Consider the following 19,204-nt stretch of genomic DNA (forward strand, 5'->3'; position numbering starts at 1 on the left):
GGGGCCCTTCCGGTGTCCGGTCAGCCCGGCTCCCCGGCCGGTCAGCCCTTCTGCTGGGCGGCGATGACCCGGTTCAGCCGTTCCATCCGGGTGGCCAGACTCATCATGCCCTCCAGCCGGAACGCCGGCGGGCGACGCCCGTCGACGTCGGAGAAGTCGTACCGCTCGGCGAGGTCACCGACGGCGAGCACCTGCCCGGAGTCGGCCCGGACCGCCGGGTCGGCGAGCAGGTGGGCGACGGCCCGGCCGACGTACTCGGCGGAGTGCACGACCGCCGCCGGGCCGCTGCCCAGCGCCGACCAGGCCGCCTCGACCCGCTCGGTACGGACGAAACCCGGGTGCAGCCCGATCGAGGCGATCTGGGTCTTGCGCAGGTCTCCGGCCATCGCCCGGCTGAGCCGGTCGGAGGCGGCCTTGAACATGTCGTACGCCGCCTGCCCGAGGTAGGTGTCCCCGTCGGTGTACGAGATGGTCACGATCAGCCCGGTGTCCCGGGGCAGCATCAGTTCCACCGCGTGCCGGCTGGCGGTGAACTGGGCCCGCACCGAGGCGGCGTACGCGTCGTACCGCCACATCGGCTGCCGCCAGAACGGCGCGTCGAACCGGGCCTCGAACGAGCGTTCGTACCCGCTCCAGGCGTTGTTGACCAGCAGGTCCAGCCGGCCGTCCTGCTCGGCGGCGATCCGCTCGAACAGGGCGGCGACCTGGGCGTCGTCGTGGTGGTCGCAGCGCATCGCGATGCCCTGCCCACCCCGTTTGGTCACCTCGTCGGCGGTCTCGTCGACGGTGCCGGGCAGTCCCTCGGTGCTGCCTTCGGCGCGGGTGCTGCGGCCGGTGACGTAGACGGTGGCCCCCGCGTCGCCGAGGGCCAGGGCGATGCCGCGGCCGACGCCCCGGCTGCCCCCGGTGACCAGCGCGACGCTGCCGGCCAGGGCCGGCGACTCCCACCGGCCGTCCGCCGAGACCGGGTCGGTGCCGGCGGCCGAGACCGGGTCGGCAGTGGTGGGCGGGGTGGCGTTCTCTGCTGCGTCAGGCACCGTGCTCGCTCCAGTACTCGAGGCTTCGTCGGTAGGCGTCCCGGTCCGAGACGTGCGGCAGGCCGTACCGGTCGCGCAGCTCGTCCAGGGAGGAGGGGAGGGCCCCACCGGCGCACGCGGTGACCTCGCTGACGTCGGCGAGCACCTCCACGTACCGGCGGGACATCGGGGCCAGGGCGGCCAGTTCCGCCTCGGTCAGCTCGTCCGGGTGTACCACCCGGGGCCGGGTGATCTCCTTGCCGCGCCGACGGGCGTGTTCGACGCAGACGTCCAGCGCGTCGTCGACGGTCATCGCCTCCTTGCCGTAGGTCACCCAGTACTCCCGGCCGCTGTCGCCGGCGTCCATGGCGGCGATGGTGGCCCGGGAGAGGGTGTCCTGCGGGACGATGTCCACCAGGTTGCCCGGGTGGGCCGGGAACAGCTTGGCCCGGCCCCGGCAGATCCAGTCCGACATGAGCTGCACGATCTGCCCGCGCGAGGTCAGCCCGGTCGCCGCGTCGCCGATCAGGTTCGTCGGCCGGAAGATCACGTACGGTACGCCGGAGGCGCGCAGCAGCTCCTCGGCGGCCAGTTTGGAGCGCACGTACGCGTCGACCACGTTGGTCGGCTTGAGCGCCAGCGGGGCGTCGTCGGCGAGGGCGTGCACGAACGACGTGCTCTGGTGGTAGATCGCCGCGTCGGCCCGGCGGGCCAGCTCGATCACCTCGCGGGTGCCGTCCACGTTGGCCCGCTGGTACCGCTCGGGGGACTGCCCCCAGTCGGTGAGCCCGCCGGAGTGGATGACCGCCCCGGTCCGGGCGACCAGGTCCCGGTAGGTGTCGTCGTCGAGGCCGAGCTGTGGGCGGGACAGGTCGCCGCGTAGCAGCTCCACCCCGGGGCCGTCGACCGTGCCGGAGTGGACCAGCGCGACGACCGGCCGCCCGGCCAGCTCCCGGATGATCGACTGGCCCACCACGCCGGAGGCCCCGGTCAGCAGGACGACCTTCGGTCGGCTCACGGGCGCTTGTCCTTCCACTCGTACACCCGGGACAGCACCTGGTACCCGGCGAAGCTGATCGGTTCCGGCGGGAAGGTGGGCCGGGGCGCGTCGACCAGGGCCAGCGTCGAGTAGTCGGTGGACTCGCCGAGCACCAGGTCGCGCAGGATCCGGCCGCCGGTGTGGGTGGCGGCGATACCGTTGCCGCAGTACCCGTACCCGTAGTGCAGGCCGGGGCGGAGCGTGCCGAAGTGCGGCATCATGTCCCGGGTGATGTCGATGACCCCGCCGTAGGCGAAGCTGAACCGCACGTCGTCCCGCCAGGCCGGGAAGAACCGGCCGAACGACCCGGTCAGCTCCCGGTAGATCGCCTCGTTGTCGTGGTGGGCCCGGTCGAACGGGCTGCGCGGGTAGTAGTACGCCCGCCCACCGGCCCACATCAGCCGGTTGTCGGCGGTGAACCGGGCACAGTGCAGGAACGTCTTCGCCTCGACGATGCCCTCCCGGCCGGGCCAGTGCACCCGGCCGAGCTGCTCCTCGGTGAGCGGCTCGCTGATCAGCACGTAGCTCCACATCGGCAGCACGGTCCGCCGGAACTCCGGGAAGGTGTACTGCGACGCGCTGGTGGCGAGGACCACCTGCGGGGCGCGGACCTGCCCGGCGGCGGTGACGACCGTGTGCGGGCCGCCGGCCGTACCGGTCTGGTCGACCCGCAGCACCGGGGAGCGCTCGTGGATGGTGACGCCCATCCCGCGCAGCGTCCGGGCCAGGCCCCGGGCCAGCTTGAACGGGTTGACCAGCGCCCCGCCGACCCGGACGGCCCCCCTGATCTGCGGGGAGTCGACGTACTCGCGGGCCTCCGCCGCGTCCATGATCTTGGTTTCGCTGCCCAGCCGCAGGGCCAGCTTCCGGTCGTGCTCCAGCCGGGCGAGCTGCCCGTCGTTGAGCGCCACCATCAGGTAGTCGTTCGCCTCGTACTCGGCGTCGACCTTCTCCCGGCGGCAGAACCGGCCGATCTCCAGGATGGACCGGCCGACCGTGGCCGACGCCTTCGCCGCCGCCTGCTCGCCGTACACCCGGATCAGCTGGTCCAGGTCCTTGCCGAGGGTGGGGGTGACGAAACCGTCGGCGGTGCCGGAGGCGGCGCCCCCGGCGAGATCCGCGTCGAGCAGATGGATGTCCAGGTCCGGTCGGGCCTTCTTCAACCCGTACGCCGTCCACATGCCGGTGAACCCGGCGCCGACGATCGCGACGTCACAGTCCACGTCCCCGGTGAGGGCGTCCTGCGGCTCGGCGGCCTCGGTGGTCTGCCAGTAGACCTCGTGTCGGTAGTGCGGCACAACACTCCTTCGCTGACCGTGTCGTGTCGGTGATGGTCAGATGGCCTCGAACACCAGGCGGGCCAGGCCGAGGTGACGTCGTTCGAAGTGCCCGACGGTCGACGACAGGTACCGCTCGTAGTCGGCGACCTGCTCCTCGCCCACCAGCGCCAGGGCCTGGTCGCGGTGCCGGCGCAGCCCGGCGAGCCACTCGGCGCAGGTGCGCGCGTAGTGGTCCGGGTCGTTACGCACCGACACCACGTCGAAGATCCGCTCGCTGCCCTGGATCACCTCGGCCAGGTCGGGGATCTCCGACTCGGTGAACACCCGCTGCATGATGAACAGCAGGTCCCGTACGGTCTGCCGGTCCATCCGGACGTTGTTGCCCTTGACGTTGGTCTGGACGGCGATCCGGGCGCCGGCCGGCAGCCAGCCCCGGGCGCGGGCGAAGAACTCGCGGTACGCGGCGATCCGGGCGGGGCGGGTCAGCCCGTCCCGGGCGAAGTGCTCGAACGCGCCGATCGAGATGATCGCGTCGTACGGCTCGTCCGGGGTGTGGTCCAGCCAGTTCTGGACGTGCACCTCGACGGCGGCCGGGGAGTGCCGGCGCACCCAGTCGGCCTGCTGGTCGCTCAGGGTCAACCCGACGGCGTGGCCCACCCGGTGCGTGCCCACCAGGCGGTCCATCAGGCCGCCCCAGCCGCAGCCGACGTCGAGCACCCGGCGCGCGCCGGTGGCCCGCGCCCCCTCGATGAGGTAGTCGAACTTGCGCAGCTGGGCGGTGTCGAGATCGTCGTCGGGCCCGTCCCACAGCGCGCAGCTGTACGCCATCGAGCTGCCGAGCCACAGGGCGTAGAAGTCGTTGGAGAGGTCGTAGTGCTGCTGGATGGCGTCCATGGACGCCCCGTCGTAGCGGCCGGTGTCGGCACCGACCGCCGTCGACGGGGCGCTGGCCTCGGGTGCGTGGACGGACACGGCCCTATGCCTGGACCTGGGCCGTGGTGTTGGCCAGGTTCACCAGGTCGCCGATGGTCTTGACGTCGGCCGCGCGGGACGGGTCGAACTCGATACCGAGCTGGTCCTCGATGCCGTAGACGATATCGGCCACCTGGAGGCTGGAGAGCCCCAACTCATCGAAGGCCGTCTGCTCGCCGAGGGTGATCCCCTCGGCGTTCTTTCCGCGCAGTTTCTTCTGCACCATTTCGCAGACCTGTTCGACGGTAATCACTGCGTAACTCCTCCTGCACGTGGGGTGATTGTTCTATTGGGAGTGAGCGGTGCCGGTGACGACTGCTCCGAGAATGCGTAACCCGACCCGCCGGGGCCGGTCCGTGGCGATCATGCCACAGTGGAAGGGATGGGGGCGACCCTCCAATTCGGCGCTTGTGTGTCGCGGGTTGCACCGGCATGATGGGCACTTCTGGGCGCACATCAGCTTCGAGGTACGGCGGGGGCCATCCATAATGGACAGACCGGGCCGGTTAGTCGATTATCTGATCAGATCGTTGCACCAGGTCGGCGTGCGACACATATTCGGCGTCGGTGGCGCCAACATTGAGGACCTGTACGACGCGGCGCACCATTGCGACGAGCGGGTGCGGGCCGTGGTGGCCAAGCACGAGTTCTCCGCCGCCGCGATGGCCGACGGGTACGCCCGGGTCAGCGGCCGGCTCGCGGTGGCCGTGTCGACCTCCGGCGCGGGCGCGATGAACCTGGTCCCCGGCGTCGCCGAGGCGTACGCCTCCCGGGTGCCGCTGCTGGCTATCGTCGGGCAGCCGCCCCGCCCGCTGGAGGGCCGGGGCGCGTTCCAGGACACCAGCGGCCTGGCCGGCTCGTTCGACGCGTACCGGCTGTTCGCCGAGATCAGCCGGTACTGCCGACGGGTGGACGACCCGGCGGAGATCGCCGACGTGCTGGCCGACGCGATCGCCGCCACCCGGGGGGTGCCCGGCGGCCCGGCGGTGCTGCTGCTGCCGAAGGACGTGCAGCAGGCGCAGGTCGGGGAGCTGCCCCCGATCGGCGAACTGCTGGCCCGGCGTCGGACGTCCGTCGCCGCCTCCGCCGCCCGGGACCGGGCCGGCGACCGGCTGGTCGAGCTGGCCGGCGCGCCGGTGCTGGTCATCGCCGGGGACGAGGTGGCCCGCCGGGAGGCCCGCGCCGAGCTGGCCGAGTTCGCCGCCGCGCTGGACGCCCGGGTGGCCGTGGTGCCCGACGGCAAGGACGTCTTCCCCAACGACGACCCCCGGTTCGTCGGGGTCGCCGGGGTGATCGGTCACCCGAGCGTCACCGACGCGCTGCGCGACGCCCGGCTCTGCGTGCTGGTCGGCACCCGGCTGCCGGTGATGGCCCGGGGCGGACTGGACGCCCTGCTGGCCGGCACCGAGCTGATCTGTTTCGGGGCCGAGCCGGCCTTCCCCGACCACGGGCTGCACGTCGACGGCGACCTGCGCGTCGAGCTGCGGGCCGCGGTGGACCGGCTGTACGCCGCCCGCCCCGCGCCGGCCGCGCGACCCGCCCCGGAGCCGTCGGCGGACCTGCGGTTCCTGACCGTGCCGCCGTTCGAGGGCGAGGGCGTGCTCCGGCTGCGGGACGCGGTCGACGCCATCGACGCTGCCGTCCCGGACGGCGCGACGGTGGTCGCGGACGCGGGCAACGCCGCCGCCGGCGTCATCCACTACCTGGCCACGCCCCGGCACGGCCGGTTCGTCGTCGCCCTCGGCATGGGCGGGATGGGGCACAGCATGGGCGCCGGCATCGGGGCGGCGTTCGCCACCGGACGCCGCAGCTACGTGGTGATCGGCGACGGCGGCTTCCTGATGCACGGCATGGAGATCCACACCGCGGTCGAGCACGACGTGCCGGTGACCTTCGTGGTCGTCAACAACAACGCGCACGGCATGTGCGTGACCCGCGAGCAGCTCTACTACGCCGACGCGTACACCTTCAACGAGTTCCGCCCCACCGACCTGGCCGCCGGGATCCGGGGCATGTTCCCCGACCTGCCGGTCACCCACGCCCGCACACCGGACGAACTCCGGCAGGCCCTGGCCGACCACGCGACGTCCCGGTCGCCGGCCGTGGTCTGCATCGACGTGAGTCCGCGGGAGATCCCACCGTTCGTACCGTTCCTCAACCATCTCGACCAGTCCGTGAAGCCCCAAGGAGCACCTCATGACCAGCCCGTCGTCGCCGTTGGCTGACATCCCGAACCTGCTGCGCTGTGAGACCACCCCGCGCGAGGCGGCGCTGGCCAAGGCCGCGGAGATGACCCACGCGGTCTACCCCCACGACGCCGTGTACGGGCAGTTCTGCACCGTGCAGGACTACATCGACTGCCCGCCGGAGGACGTCTTCGACTACCTCGCCGACCTGCGCAACCTCGACGAGTGGACGTACAGCACCCGGCACTTCGAGCCGGTGGACGACTCCGGCCTGCACCAGGGCTGGGACACCCTGGCCGACGACACCCGGATCTACGCGAAGGTGGTCGCCAACCGGGAGGCGCTGACCGTCGACTACCACTGCGCCTGGGACCAGGGCGACGAGCTGTGGATGATCTACCTCAACCGGATCATCCCCGCCGAGCTGGTGCTGAAGAAGCCGGGCACGGTGCTGGTCTGGACCAACTGCCGGCACCCGTACTACGACGACAACCCCAACAAGCACCTGGTGTCGGACCCGGACCGGGTCTGGGTCGGCGACATGTGGCCGCTGTTCTACGCCGGCCACCGGGCCGAGCTGGACAACCTCAAGGCCATCCTGGAGTACCGGCACGCCCGGGGCATCCCGGTGACCGGGCACGTGGTCCGCGAAGGGGTGTCCGCGTGACCACCCCGGTCAGCCTGGTCGACCTGGGCAGCGCGCTGCCCGAGGCCAAGGTCGCCACCGACTTCTACCGGGGCGCGGACGCCGTCCTGGACGACAGCGTGATGTTCAAGTCGCCGAAGTACCGCCGGCACATCGGCCCGGAGGAGACCGCCGCCGACCTGATCGTCCGGGCCGCCCGGCCGGTGCTGGAGCGGGCGAAGGAACACGGTGACGGGCCGGTGGACCTGCTCATCACCAACGTCCTGCTGCCCGACCTGCCGTTCACCGGGGCCGGCGCGGAGGTCGCCCACCGGCTCGGCCAGCGCCCGGAATGGGTGCTCGACGTGCACAACGGCGGCTGCGTGTCGTTCGTCTACATGCTCAAGCTCGCCAGGCAGATCATGCAGTCCGGCGGGGCCCGGACCGCGTTGCTGTGCAACGTGCAGAACAGCGCCGGCCAGGTGTTCACCCAGCCGACCATCCGCACCAAGTCGCACGCGCCGGTGCCCGGCGACGGCTGCGGGATCGGCTACCTGCGCGTCGGCGACGAGTCCCCGGTCCTCGACGTGGAGGTCCGCCAGTACGTCGAGTACGCCACCGACGTCGGGCTGGCCTTCGACGACGACCGCAAGTACTGGCAGCCGGGGCTGAGCGAGATGGACGTCAGCTTCACCGACTCCAAGGTCGCCAAGATCATCGGTCGGGGCAACCAGCTCGTCCCCGAGGTGGTCACCGCGCTCTGCGACCGGATCGGCGTCCGTACCCCGGACATCGACGTGCTGGTCACCAACCAGCCGAACCGGATGTTCCTCCGCAACTGGCGGGAGGCGCTCCAGCTCAAGCCGGAACGGCACCTGGACACCTTCGAGGAGTACGGCAACCTGTTCGGCGCGGCCGTGCCGATCACCCTGCACGAGGCGGTGACCGACGGCCGGGTCAACCCCGGTGACCTGCTGGTCCTCGCCGGGTTCGCGCACGCCGGGGACATGGCCGGCGCGGCCGCCGTCCGCTGGCGGGCCGACGCGGCGTAGCCGGCCGGAAACCGGGAAGCCGGGGTGGGGGAGACCCCACCCCGGCTTCCTCGTACGCAATGCGGTGCGGCCAGGCCCACCGACCGGCGGGCGGCACGGCGAGCCTCGCCGGCCCGCGTGCCGGCCGGCCAGTCACGGCACGTCGGCACGCGGGCCGGCCGGTCAGCCCACGGTCACCCGGGCCAGCGGAACCAGCGCGTCCGAGGCCAGCAGCGACCGGCACCGGAACCGCTGGATCTTGCCACTCGGCGTCTTCGGCAGCGTGCCCTTCGGCAGGAAGACGCATTCCGCCAGCGACACCCCGGCCTTGGTCATCGCGATCGCCGCCGCCTCGTCGGCGAACGCCCGGTAGTCGGTGCTGCGGGCCTTCAGCTCCACCAGCAGCACCAGCTCGCTGCGGCCGTCCTCGGCCACGTCCACGATCACCGCGCAGCCCTTGCGGACCGCGTCCAGCCCGTCGATGGTGCTCTCGATCTCCCGGGCGTACACGTTGCGCCCACCGACAGAGAGCAGGTCGTCGGAGCGGCCCACCACGTACAGCTCGCCGTCGTGCTGGAACCCCAGGTCACCGGTACGCAGCCGACCGTCGACGAACCGGGCCGCGGTGCGCTCCGGATCGGCGAAGTAGCCGCTGGCCAGGCTGGGCGAGGCGATCCGGATCTCGGACAGCCGGCCCGGCTCGGCCAGCTCCACCGACACCCCCGCGCAGGGCCGGCCGGTGGACACCACCCGGGTCGCCGCCGGGTCGTCGGCGGCACAGGCCACCACCTCGCCGTCGGCCAGCCGGTTGCCGTCCACGTCGAGGAAACGGGGCGCCTCGTCGTGCGGGCAGGCGGTCACCGCCAGCGTCGCCTCGGCCAGCCCGTACGCCGGCATCAGCGCCTCGGAGCGGAGCCCGTACGGCCCGAACGCGGCCACCGTACGACGCAGCGCCTCCCACTCCACCCGCTCCGCCCCGACCACGCAGACCCGCAGCCTCAGCGGGGCGGCCAGGGCCCCGCTGCCCTGCCCCCGGGCGGCCAGGTGCAGCGCCGTGCTGGTGCCGGCGGTCATGGTCGCGCCGTACTCGGCCATGTCCCGGAACCAGGTGCGCGGCGACATCATGAACCGCTCCGGGGTGGACAGCACCAGCCCGAAGTCGTGCGCCCAGGCGTAGAGCAGGCAACCGAACATGCCCATGTCGTGGGAGAGCGGCAGCCAGGACGCCACCGTCTCCTCCCCGGGCACCCCACCGGCCATCGCCAGGATCAGCTCCAGCTGCGCACCGATCGCCCGGGTGGTCAGCGCGCACCCCTTCGGCACGCTGGTGCTGCCCGACGAGTACTGCACGAACGCCAGCTCGTCCGGGCCCGGCGGGGCCTCGTCGATCCGTCCGTTGCCACCGGCCAGCGACTGCCAGGACCGCACCGACAGCCGGGCCGACAGCTCCTCCGGCAGCAACGGGACCAGCTTCTCGTCGGCCAGCAGCACCGGCGCGTCCAGGTTGCCGACCAGCGCGGTCAGGTGCCGGGCGTACTCCTGCCGGTCCATGCCCCGGGTCGGCACCGGCAGCGAGGCCACCGCCCCACCGGCCAGCCACACCCCGAGCAGCCCACGGACCGCCTCGGGGGAGTTGTCCAGGACGGCGGCGACCTGCCGGCCGGGGCGTACCCCGGCCCGGCGCAGGGCGGCCGCCGCGGCCCGGCCGTCGGCGACCACCTCCGACCAGGGTGTCGCGGTGAACCGGTTGCCGGCCCAGGCGTGCAGTCGCCCGCGCGCGCCGGCCCCGGTCAGGTTGTCCCACAGCTGCATCGCGTCCCCCTCCGCAGACGTACCCCGTCCGCTGTCCTCACTCGACGTCGGTGACCGAGACCAGCTCGGACGCGGGCCGCCGCTCGGACAGCGGCGGGGCCGCCGGCGCGGTGAGCAGCTCCTCGGCGCTGGTCGCCGGGGTACGGTCGGCCGGCTTGACGTTGCCGACCAGGCTGACCCCGCCCTCGCGCAGGGCCAGCTTCTCCGGGTCGATCCGGATCACGTGGCTGGCCAGGCCGACCTTCTCCAGCGACCAGATGAAGATGGCGCTGAGGTCCACCTCCCACCACTTCATGCCGTGCCGCGCCGACCGGGGGAACGCGTGGTGGTTGTTGTGCCACGCCTCGCCGAACGACGGGATGGCCAGCCAGGCCACGTTCCGGGAGTGGTCCAGGGTGCCGAACCGGCGACGGCCGAAGTAGTGCCCGACCGAGTTCACCGCGTACGTCATGTGGTTGACCAGGAACAGCCGGACCAGGCCACCCCACAGGGCACCGGTCAGCGCGCCGACCAGGGTGCCGGTGAGGGCGAGCCCGATCAGGCCGGGCAGCACGATGCCGGCCAGCACGACCAGCACGAACTTCTCGCTGATCCAGCGCAGCGCCCGGTCCCGGACCAGGTCCGGGCAGTAGCGCATCGGCTCCGACTTCAGGCCGACGTCGAACAGCCAGCCCAGGTGCGCGTGCCACAGGCCCCGCAGGATGCCCTTGAAGCCCGGCTCGAAGCCCAGGTGCGGGCTGTGCGGGTCGCCCTCGCGGTCGGCGACCCGGTGGTGCCGCCGGTGGTGGGCGGCCCAGATGATCGGCGGGCCCTGCCCGGCCATCGCGCCGGCGGTGGCCAGCGCCAGGTAGATCGGGCGGGGCGTGCGGAACGAGCGGTGGGTCAACAGCCGGTGGTAGCCGGTGGAGATGCCGAAGGCGCAGATGGTGTACATGACCACCAGGGCCACCAGATCCGACCAGCTGAACAGTCTGTTCCACAGCAGGACCATCGCCACGACGACGCCGATCAGCGGCGCCACGGACGCGGTCAGGATGAACCAGCGGTGCTCTCTGCCGTCCATGTACCTACCTCTTGAGCTGTGTGGGTGATCAGGGCGGGTCGCGGCGTGCGCGGGGCACGCCGGGCCGGGCCGGCACGCCCGCCGGGTCGGTGGCCGGCGCGGCGTCGGAAGGTCGGACCGTGACCGGGAAAGCGACCGGGAGACGGGACGGATGATGCGACTGACCCGTCGCCGAACACGACCGGGTGACCGCTTGGTGCACGCGCTGTCATCCGACGGCCCCCCGTCCACGGTTCGCGCAGCAAACAGGTACCGCACTTTATCCAAGCCGGATGCCGATCACCATGGGCCGAGCGGAGCCAATCCACTCTGGAGTCGGCGAAACTGCGTCCGATCGCATCCGTCCTAATGCGCGCCGCCGGAATATGTCACCGTCATGTCACCGGTCCGGAACGGCCCGTCACGAATGCGCTCCCCAATTCGGCCGCCCATGGTGAATCGAGTCCGGCTCCAGCAATCCTCGAGTGGTTCTCGAGTGGTTCTCGAGTGAGCCTTGAGTGACGTTGTAGGAGGGTGCCGCGTCAAATCGGTGGTCCGGCCATTGGGGACAGGAGCGCCGGTGCCGGTGAATAGCTGATACGGTCGGCGGTGCGTTCAGCGCTGGTGGCAGCAAGGAGACGAGCATGTCCAGTCAACCCACCGTCGGTCTTCCTCCCGGGCACCTCACGATGCGGCTCGCGCACCGGGCGATGCAGCGCGACCTGGACCGCATCGCGACCACCGCCGACGCCCTGTCCGCCACCCCGGATCCGGCCCGCGCGGCGGCGCTGACCGACTACGCCGACCGGATCCTCCAGATCATCGAGCACCACCACGAGGGTGAGGACGAGTTCTTCTGGCCGATGCTGCGCGAGCGGGGGGCCGGCGAGGACGTGCTGACCCTGATGACCGACGAGCACGCCGAACTGCTCGGCCACCTCACCGACGTGCACGGCCGGCTGCCCGCGCTGGCCACCGGCCCGGCCAGCGGCTGGGCCGAGTTCGGCGCGGCGGTACGGCGGCTGCGTGACTCGCTGGCCCACCACTGCGCCGACGAGGAGCGCGAGCTCACCGAGCGACTCGCCCCGGCGCTGGACGCGTCGGTGTGGAGCCGCTTCGAGCGCAACATGCTCCGGACCGCTCCCAAGTGGACGCTCGGCTTCATGCCGCCCTGGCTGGACTCGGTCGCCGAGCCGGAGGAACGGGCGGGCGTGCCGGCCAAGCCGGTGGCCAAGCTGATGGCCGGCTCGCTGCGCCGCCGTCGGCAGCGCGCCTTCGGCGACTGACCACACCCACCACCGCGCCTCCGGCGACCGGCACCACCCACCCCACCGCGTCCGACCGCCGCTGACACCGGTGGCCGGGCCCGTCCTGTCCGCCCACCCTGGGGCGGTCCCACCGCAACCGATGAGCACTGCTGAGGAGTCGTGATGGTGCAAGCCGCCGTGCCCGAGGGGGACCAGATGCTGAGCCGGGGCCGGGTCGCCCTGCTGCTCGCCATCACCTGCGGTGCCCAACTGCTCGTCATCTTCGACGAGACGGTGGTCAACCTGGCTCTGCCGTCGATCCGGACCGACCTGGAGTTCAGCACCTCCTCGCTGGCCTGGGTGGTCGACGCGTACATGCTGCTCTTCGGTGGCTTCCTGCTGCTCGGTGGCCGCGGCGCCGATCTGTTCGGCCGGCAGCGGATGTTCCTCGTCGGTCTGACCGTCTTCGTCGGCGCGTCGCTGGCCGGCGGGCTCGCCCAGTCCGACGAGGCCCTGATCATCGCCCGGGGCGTGCAGGGCTTCGGCGCGGCGCTGCTCAGCCCGGCCGCGCTGAGCATCCTGGTCAGCGCCTTCACCCACGCCGACCAGCGCGGCAAGGCCCTCGGCGTGTGGGGTGGCCTGTCCGGCATCGCCGGGACCACCGGCGTGCTGCTGGGCGGCCTGATCACCGACACCATCGGCTGGCGGTGGGTGTTCTTCATCAACGTGCCGGTGGGCGCGCTGCTGTTCGCCCTGACCGTGGCCGGCCTGCGGGGCCGCAGCGCCGACATCGAGACGGTCGGCGGCCCGCGCCGGCTGGACGGCTTCGGCGCGGCCACCATCACCGGTGGTCTGCTGCTGCTGGTCTACACCATGCTGAACACCTCGCACCGGGACTGGAGCGACCCGCTGACCATCGGCGGCCTGGCCGGCGCGGCCCTGCTGATCGGTCTCTTCGTCTGGTGGGAGGGCCGCGCCCCGGAGCCGTTGCTGCGGCTGGGCATCCTGGCGAACCGGCAGATCGCGGTCGCCAACATCCTCACCGTGCTGGCCGCCTCGGCGCTGTACGGGACGTTCTTCTTCCTCAGCCTCTACATGCAGGTGATCAACGGCTGGTCGCCGATCCGGGCCGGGCTGTCCTGGGCGCCGCTGGGCCTGACCATGGCGGTCTTCGCCGGGGCGGCCATGCAGCTCACCCCGAAGCTGGGCACCCGGAACCTGATCATGGTCGGTCTGGCGCTGGTCGGCGTCGGTCAGCTCCTGCTGCTGCGCAGCACCGTCGGCGGGTCGTACGTCAGTGAACTGCTGCCCACCCTGCTGCTCTCCGGCGCGGGCTTCGGGCTGGCGCTGGTGCCGCTGGTGGTGGCCGCGGTCAGCGGGGTCGCCCGGGAGGAGAGCGGCATCGCCTCCGGCCTGATGAACACCTCCCAGCAGGTCGGCGGCGCGGTCGGCCTGGCCGTCCTGGTGACCGTCGCCAACGAGGCGCTCTCCGGGAAGATCAGCGAGGGGGTGGCGCAGGGCTCGGCGCTGCTGGACGGCCTGCACGCGGCCTTCCTGGTCGCCGCGATCCTCACCGCGGTCGCCGTACTGGTGACGTTCGTGCTGCCGAACAACCGCGCCAAGGTCGACATGGCGGCCATCCACGGCGGCTGAGCCGTACCGCCGCGCCCGGTGGACCGGGCCGTCACCACCACCGCACCACCCGGCGGACCCGCCAGGACCCCGGCCCCCCACCGTCACCCGGGGGCCGGGGTCCGGCGTACCGGCCGCCGCCACCGGAGCAGAACAGGAGAACGGGCAGATGGGGCACTACCGCGGCAACCTGCGGGACCTGGAGTTCAACCTCTTCGAGGTGTTCGGCGTGCAGGACTTCCTCGGCGCCGGCGGGTACCCGGACCTGGACACCGACACCCTGCGGCAGATCCTCGCCGAGGTGGACCGGCTGGCCCGGGAGGAGGTCGCGGAGGCGTTCACCGATGGTGACCGGCATCCGCCGGTGTTCGACCCGGCGACGCACACCGCCCCGCTGCCCCCGGCCTTCCACAAGGCGTACCGGGCGTTCCTGGACGCCGGCTTCTGGCGGCTCGGCGACCTGGTTCCGGAGCTGGGCGGCACGCCGTCCCCCCGGATGCTGTGGCGGGCCATCGGCGAGCTGGTGATGGGCGCCAACCCGGCGGTGTGGATCTACGCCTCCGGCCCGCCGCTGGCCAACGTGCTCTGGCACGAGGGCACCGCCGCGCAGAAGGAGTGGGCGCGGATCTTCGTCGAGCGCGAGTGGGGTTCCACCATGGCGCTGACCGAGGCGGACGCCGGTTCCGACGTCGGCGCCGGCCGGACCGTGGCGGTGCCGCAGCCGGACGGCTCCTGGCACCTCGACGGGGTCAAACGGTTCATCACCTCCGCCGAACACGACCTGACCGAGAACATCGTGCACTACGTGCTGGCCCGGCCGGTCGGAGTCGAGGGCGTGGGCGGGCCCGGCACCAAGGGTCTGTCGCTGTTCGTGGTGCCGAAGTTCCACTTCGATCCGACCAGCGGCGAGCTGGGCGACCGCAACGGCGTGTACGCGACCAACGTCGAGCAGAAGATGGGGCTGAAGGTCTCCAACACCTGCGAGCTGACCTTCGGCCAGCACGGCACCCCGGCGGTCGGCTGGCTGGTGGGGGACCGGCACGACGGCATCCGCCAGATGTTCCGGATCATCGAGTACGCCCGGATGATGGTCGGCACCAAGGCCATCGCCACCCTGTCCACCGGCTACCTGAACGCGTTGGCGTACGCCCGGGAGCGGGTGCAGGGCGCCGACCTGACCCGGATGGCGGACAAGACCGCCCCCCGGGTCCGGATCGTCGCGCACCCCGACGTGCGCCGGTCGCTGATGCTCCAGAAGGCGTACGCCGAGGGGCTGCGTGCCCTGCTCGTCTACACCGGACGCTGGCAGGACCGCGCCGTGCTCGGCCCGGACGCCGAACTGGCCGCCCGGGTCACCGACCTGCTGCTGCCACTGGTCAAGGGGGTCGGCTCGGAGCGGGCGTACGAGATCCTCGGCCACGAGTCGTTGCAGACCTTCGGCGGCTCCGGCTACCTGGCCGACTACCCGCTGGAGCAGTACGTCCGGGACGCGAAGATCGACACGCTGTACGAGGGTACGACCGCGATCCAGAGCCTCGACCTGGTCTTCCGGAAGATCGCCAAGGACCAGGGCGTGGCGTTGATGGCGGTGGCCGGCGAGATCGGCGAGTTCGTCGGCGCGGAGGGCGACGACGATCCCCTCGCCGCCGAGCGGGTGGCGCTCGGGCGGGCGGTGACCGACGTGCAGGGCGCGCTCGGCGCGATGCTGGAGTGGCTGGGCGCGGCCCAGGGCGGCGAACCCCGCCAGCTCTACCTGGTCGGGCTGCACAGCCGCCGGCTGCTGCTGGCCCTCGGTGACCTGTTCGTCGGCTGGCTACTGCTGACCCAGGCCGAGATCGCGGGCCGGGCCCTCGACCCCGCCGACGGGGCCGACCGGGCGGCCGGTGACCGGCCCGACCTCACCAGCGCCGACCGGGCCTTCTACACCGGCAAGGTGGCGGTGGCCCGGTTCTTCGCCCGCGAGGTGCTGCCCCGGCTCACCGCCGACCGCAGGATCATCCAGTCGGCCTCGCTCGACCTGATGGACGTCCCCGAGGAGGCGTTCTGATCCACCGGCGGGTCCACCGTCCGGTGCCGGTCGGTACCGTCTGGTGGGCCGACCTGGGGATGCTGCGTCCCTGGCACCTCCGGCTGCTGGACGACACGGAGCGGCGGCGGCTCGCCACCATCGTCCATCCCCGGTCCCGGCGGCAGTCCACCCTGGGCGCGGTGCTGCTGCGCCTGGCGGTGGCCCGGCACACCGGGGCGTCGGCCGACCGGCTCCGGGTGGTCCGGGCCTGTCCGAGCTGCCCCGGGCAGCACGGCCGGCCCCGGCTGCCGGACCATCCGGTCGGCGTCTCCGTCTCGCACTCCGGCCGGCGGGTGGCGGTGGCGGTCGGCGACCATGCCGGGGCCGACGGGTGGACCGGCCTCGGCGTGGACGTGGAACGCCTCGACCCCGGCCGACCACCCGCCGACCTGGCTCGGTGGTGCCGGCAGGAGGCGGTGGTCAAGGCCACCGGCGACGGCCTGCGGGTACGCGTCCGCGACGTGACGGTCACCCGGTCCCGGCTGCTCGGCTACCCGGGCCGCCCCGAGCTGCGCGGACACCTGTGGGACCTGCGGCCCGGACCCGGCTACCGGGCGGCGGCGGCGCTGGTCGGCCCGCCGCCGCTGCCGCCCCGCCCCCGGATCGTCGAACGGTCGGCGGCGGCCCTGCTCACCGGCCGCCGCCGTCGCCCGGCTCGCGGGGTCCGCCGAGCCCGCCGGGTCCGCCTGGCCCGGCGAGCCCGGTGCGACCGCGGGTTTCCCGCCGCCTGATTTCGTCGCGCGACTGTCGTCCCTGTCACCAGGACGACAATGCACAAGTCTTGTGCATAACTTCTGTGCACACTTATTGTGCAACCATGGCAGGAGAAGAGAACAGGGCGTCGCGGTCGGTGCGGCTCGACCACCGGCAGGTCCGGGTGCTGGCCCACCCGCTGCGGATCCGGCTACTGGGCGCGCTGCGCACCGACGGCCCGGCCACCGCCACCACACTCGCCACGAAACTCGACACCAACACCGGGGCCACCAGCTACCACCTGCGGCAACTCGCCGAGGTAGGGCTGGTGGTCGAGGACCCCGACCAGGGCACCGCCCGGCAGCGGTACTGGCGCGCCGCCCACGACATCAGCAGCTGGGAGGCGTCCGACTACGACGACGACCCGGACGCCCGCGCCTCCGTCGAGTGGATCCAGAACGAGCAGGTACGGCTGTACACCGGGCACGCCGAACGGTGGCTCACCGAGCGGGCCACGTACTCCCCGCAGTGGCGGGACGCGGCCGGGATGAGCGACTCGTTCCTGACCATCGGGCCGGACCGGCTCCGGGCGCTCAACGACGAGATCGGGCAGCTCGTCGCCCGCTACCGCGCCGAGTCGCCGGACGGAGAGGCCGACGCCCGGCAGGTGCACCTGTTCTACGCCGCGCTGCCCGCCCGGGAGGACAACCGATGAGCGCGCTCACCGTCCGTCAGGTACGCCGCCGCTACCTGCTCCTGCACGGACTGCGCTGGCTGCCGACCGGCCTGGTCATCCCGGTGATGATCCTGCTGATGCAGGAACGCGGCCTCACCCTCACCCAGATCGGGCTCGTCCTCGCCGCCCAGGGCGTGGTGGTGCTGCTGCTGGAACTGCCCACCGGTGGGCTCGCCGACGCCCTCGGCCGCCGGCCGGTGCTGCTGGTGGCCGCCACCGTCAACCTCGCCTCGCTGGCGCTGTTCGCCGTCGCCGACACCTTCGCCCTCCTCGTGACGGTGTGGCTGCTCCAGGGGGTGTACCGGGCCCTGGAGAGCGGCCCGCTGGAGTCCTGGTACGTCGACGCCAGCCTGGCCGCCGACCCCGACGCCGGGTACGAGAAGGGGCTCGGCCTGGGCGGCACCGTCCTCGGCGTCACGATCAGCGCCGGTGCCCTCCTCGGTGGCGGGTTGGTCGCGCTCGGCCCGGTCGGGCCGCTGAGCGCGCTGACCACGCCGGTGGTGGTCGCGGTCGGGCTGCAACTGGTCGGCCTGGTGGCCCTCGCCGCGCTGCTGGTCGAACCCGGGACCCGGGACCGGGCCGCGCTGCGGGCCTCGGTCGCCGCCGCGCCCGGCCTGGTCGGGCAGGCGTTCGGGCTGCTGCGGCGGTCCCGGGTGCTGGCCGCCCTGATCGCGGTGGAACTCTTCTGGGGCTTCGGCATGGGCACCTTCGAGGGACTGTTCCCGGTCCGGCTGGCCGAGGTGACCGGCGACGCGGACCGGGCCGCGGTGCTGCTCGGACCGGCCAACTCGGTGGCCTGGCTGGCCTCGGCGGCCGGCGCCGCCCTCACCCCGCTGCTGATCCGCTGGTGGGGGGCCGCGCCCAGCGCCGCGCTGCTGCGGATCGGCCAGGGGCTGACCGTGGTCGGCATGGGACTGTTCGCCGGGCCGGTCGGCCTGCTGGTCGCCTACCTGGCCTGCTACGCCGTGCACGGCGCGTCGAACCCGCTGCACACCGGGCTGCTGCACCGGCAGGTCGACGGCCCGTACCGGACCAGCGTGCTGTCGCTGAACTCGATGGTGGCCCTGCCGGCCGGCGCGGTCGGCGGCGTGGTGCTGACCGCGCTGGCCGACGCCACCAGCATCAGCACCGCCATGCTGGTCGGCGCGGTGGTGCTGGCCGCCGCCGCGCCCCTGTACCTCCCCGCCTGGCGGGCCAGCCGCCGCGCCGCCGCTCCGGACCCCGCTGCCGCTCCGGACCCCGCCGCCGCTCCTGCGGCTGGCCCGTCGGTTCCCGCCCCGGCGCAGGGGAGTGGCTCCCGCCCCACCTGAACCGCACGGCGGTCGACGCACAGGTGGCGGGGAACCACCGACGGGCCGGGCGTACGGGTGGTGACCGGCGGCCGTCCGGACGATCCCCCGCACCCGTGCCGGCCGGGCTGTGCCGACCACGTCGCCGGCCCGGCCGGAAGCCCGGTGCGCTCCACGGTGGAGATTGACGATCGGACCGATTGGGTACAGGGCGGTCGACCCACCCCGAACACCTACCGGAGGACCGACATGCTCGCCATCGGCGCGGCCATCGTTTTCGGTTTTGCCCTGCTCCTCGACCTGCTCAACACAGATTTCGGCGCCCCCGACCTGTTCAACTGGAACACCCTGGTCCTGATCGGCCTGTTGCTGCTCTCGCTCTACCTGGCCGGCGTCGGCCGTGGTCCGCGCGGTGGCGGCGGTGGCGGCGGCGGGCGCTGGTACCGGGGGCGTCGCCCCGGACGCGGCTGACCGCTTTCGATCATCACCGGCCCGTCCCGCGCCGCGATTCCGGCGACGTGGGACCGGGCCGGTAC

The 19,204-nt window shown here is 72.7% G+C and carries 17 protein-coding genes; 10 read left to right on the forward strand and 7 right to left on the reverse strand.

Translation table 11 applies throughout. The features are described 5' to 3' along the window. Positions 1 to 41 precede the first annotated feature (41 nt). The 5 genes from PVK37_RS17495 to PVK37_RS17515 are packed head-to-tail and all read right to left on the reverse strand — an operon-like array spanning position 42 to position 4,560. Positions 42 to 1,037, reverse strand: coding sequence for an SDR family NAD(P)-dependent oxidoreductase (locus PVK37_RS17495; RefSeq protein WP_275028511.1), 996 nt, complete (start codon positions 1,035 to 1,037; stop codon positions 42 to 44). Next, positions 1,030 to 2,034, reverse strand: coding sequence for an SDR family oxidoreductase (locus PVK37_RS17500; protein ID WP_275028512.1), 1,005 nt, complete (start codon positions 2,032 to 2,034; stop codon positions 1,030 to 1,032). The genes PVK37_RS17495 and PVK37_RS17500 overlap by 8 nt, the downstream gene beginning before the upstream one ends. Beyond that, positions 2,031 to 3,353 (reverse strand): NAD(P)/FAD-dependent oxidoreductase, encoded by a 1,323-nt coding sequence (locus tag PVK37_RS17505; protein ID WP_275028513.1) that lies wholly within the window; start codon positions 3,351 to 3,353, stop codon positions 2,031 to 2,033. Before PVK37_RS17505 ends, PVK37_RS17500 begins: the two co-directional genes overlap by 4 nt. A 36-nt stretch (positions 3,354 to 3,389) precedes the next feature. Further along, complete coding sequence (locus PVK37_RS17510) at positions 3,390 to 4,307, reverse strand: SAM-dependent methyltransferase (protein WP_275028514.1); 918 nt, start codon at positions 4,305 to 4,307, stop codon at positions 3,390 to 3,392. 4 nt (positions 4,308 to 4,311) lie between these two features. After that, positions 4,312 to 4,560 (reverse strand): acyl carrier protein, encoded by a 249-nt coding sequence (locus tag PVK37_RS17515; RefSeq protein WP_275028515.1) that lies wholly within the window; start codon positions 4,558 to 4,560, stop codon positions 4,312 to 4,314. A gap of 235 nt (positions 4,561 to 4,795) precedes the next feature. Here PVK37_RS17515 and PVK37_RS17520 point away from each other — a divergent pair, with 235 nt between their 5' ends. The 3 genes from PVK37_RS17520 to PVK37_RS17530 are packed head-to-tail and all read left to right on the forward strand — an operon-like array spanning position 4,796 to position 8,170. Continuing rightward, positions 4,796 to 6,532: a thiamine pyrophosphate-binding protein gene (locus tag PVK37_RS17520; RefSeq protein ID WP_275028516.1), complete on the forward strand. Its 1,737-nt coding sequence runs from the start codon at positions 4,796 to 4,798 to the stop codon at positions 6,530 to 6,532. Then, positions 6,504 to 7,160, forward strand: a complete 657-nt coding sequence (locus PVK37_RS17525; protein WP_275028517.1) for an SRPBCC family protein — start codon at positions 6,504 to 6,506, stop codon at positions 7,158 to 7,160. Before PVK37_RS17520 ends, PVK37_RS17525 begins: the two co-directional genes overlap by 29 nt. Continuing rightward, positions 7,157 to 8,170: a 3-oxoacyl-ACP synthase III family protein gene (locus PVK37_RS17530; protein WP_275028518.1), complete on the forward strand. Its 1,014-nt coding sequence runs from the start codon at positions 7,157 to 7,159 to the stop codon at positions 8,168 to 8,170. Before PVK37_RS17525 ends, PVK37_RS17530 begins: the two co-directional genes overlap by 4 nt. Before the next feature lie 162 nt (positions 8,171 to 8,332). On the opposite strand, the gene PVK37_RS17535 is transcribed toward PVK37_RS17530, so the two are convergent. Both PVK37_RS17535 and PVK37_RS17540 read right to left on the reverse strand, forming a co-directional pair. Beyond that, positions 8,333 to 9,961: an AMP-binding protein gene (locus PVK37_RS17535; RefSeq protein WP_275028519.1), complete on the reverse strand. Its 1,629-nt coding sequence runs from the start codon at positions 9,959 to 9,961 to the stop codon at positions 8,333 to 8,335. Positions 9,962 to 9,998: 37 nt separating this feature from the next. Continuing rightward, positions 9,999 to 11,024 (reverse strand): acyl-CoA desaturase, encoded by a 1,026-nt coding sequence (locus PVK37_RS17540; RefSeq protein ID WP_275028521.1) that lies wholly within the window; start codon positions 11,022 to 11,024, stop codon positions 9,999 to 10,001. Positions 11,025 to 11,647: 623 nt separating this feature from the next. Here PVK37_RS17540 and PVK37_RS17545 point away from each other — a divergent pair. The 7 genes from PVK37_RS17545 (at position 11,648) to PVK37_RS17575 (ending at position 19,139) form a co-directional block, all read left to right on the forward strand. Beyond that, positions 11,648 to 12,289 (forward strand): hemerythrin domain-containing protein, encoded by a 642-nt coding sequence (locus PVK37_RS17545; protein ID WP_275028523.1) that lies wholly within the window; start codon positions 11,648 to 11,650, stop codon positions 12,287 to 12,289. Between the two features lie 144 nt (positions 12,290 to 12,433). After that, entirely contained in the window at positions 12,434 to 13,903 is a 1,470-nt protein-coding gene (locus tag PVK37_RS17550; protein WP_275028525.1) for an MFS transporter, read from the forward strand. Positions 13,904 to 14,051: 148 nt separating this feature from the next. After that, positions 14,052 to 15,929 (forward strand): acyl-CoA dehydrogenase, encoded by a 1,878-nt coding sequence (locus PVK37_RS17555; RefSeq protein ID WP_275028526.1) that lies wholly within the window; start codon positions 14,052 to 14,054, stop codon positions 15,927 to 15,929. 23 nt (positions 15,930 to 15,952) lie between these two features. Continuing rightward, on the forward strand, positions 15,953 to 16,681 hold the full coding sequence (locus PVK37_RS17560) for a 4'-phosphopantetheinyl transferase family protein (RefSeq protein ID WP_275028527.1): 729 nt from the start codon (positions 15,953 to 15,955) through the stop codon (positions 16,679 to 16,681). An 86-nt stretch (positions 16,682 to 16,767) separates the two neighbouring features. Further along, positions 16,768 to 17,358, forward strand: a complete 591-nt coding sequence (locus PVK37_RS17565) for an ArsR/SmtB family transcription factor (protein ID WP_275028528.1) — start codon at positions 16,768 to 16,770, stop codon at positions 17,356 to 17,358. Then, positions 17,355 to 18,689, forward strand: a complete 1,335-nt coding sequence (locus PVK37_RS17570) for an MFS transporter (RefSeq protein ID WP_275028529.1) — start codon at positions 17,355 to 17,357, stop codon at positions 18,687 to 18,689. Before PVK37_RS17565 ends, PVK37_RS17570 begins: the two co-directional genes overlap by 4 nt. A 228-nt stretch (positions 18,690 to 18,917) precedes the next feature. Then, positions 18,918 to 19,139 carry a hypothetical protein gene (locus PVK37_RS17575; RefSeq protein ID WP_275028530.1) on the forward strand — a complete coding sequence of 74 codons (222 nt, stop codon included), beginning with the start codon at positions 18,918 to 18,920 and terminating at the stop codon, positions 19,137 to 19,139. Positions 19,140 to 19,204: the final 65 nt, after the last annotated feature.

The sequence above is a fragment of the Micromonospora cathayae genome (assembly GCF_028993575.1).
GTDB lineage: Bacteria > Actinomycetota > Actinomycetes > Mycobacteriales > Micromonosporaceae > Micromonospora > Micromonospora cathayae.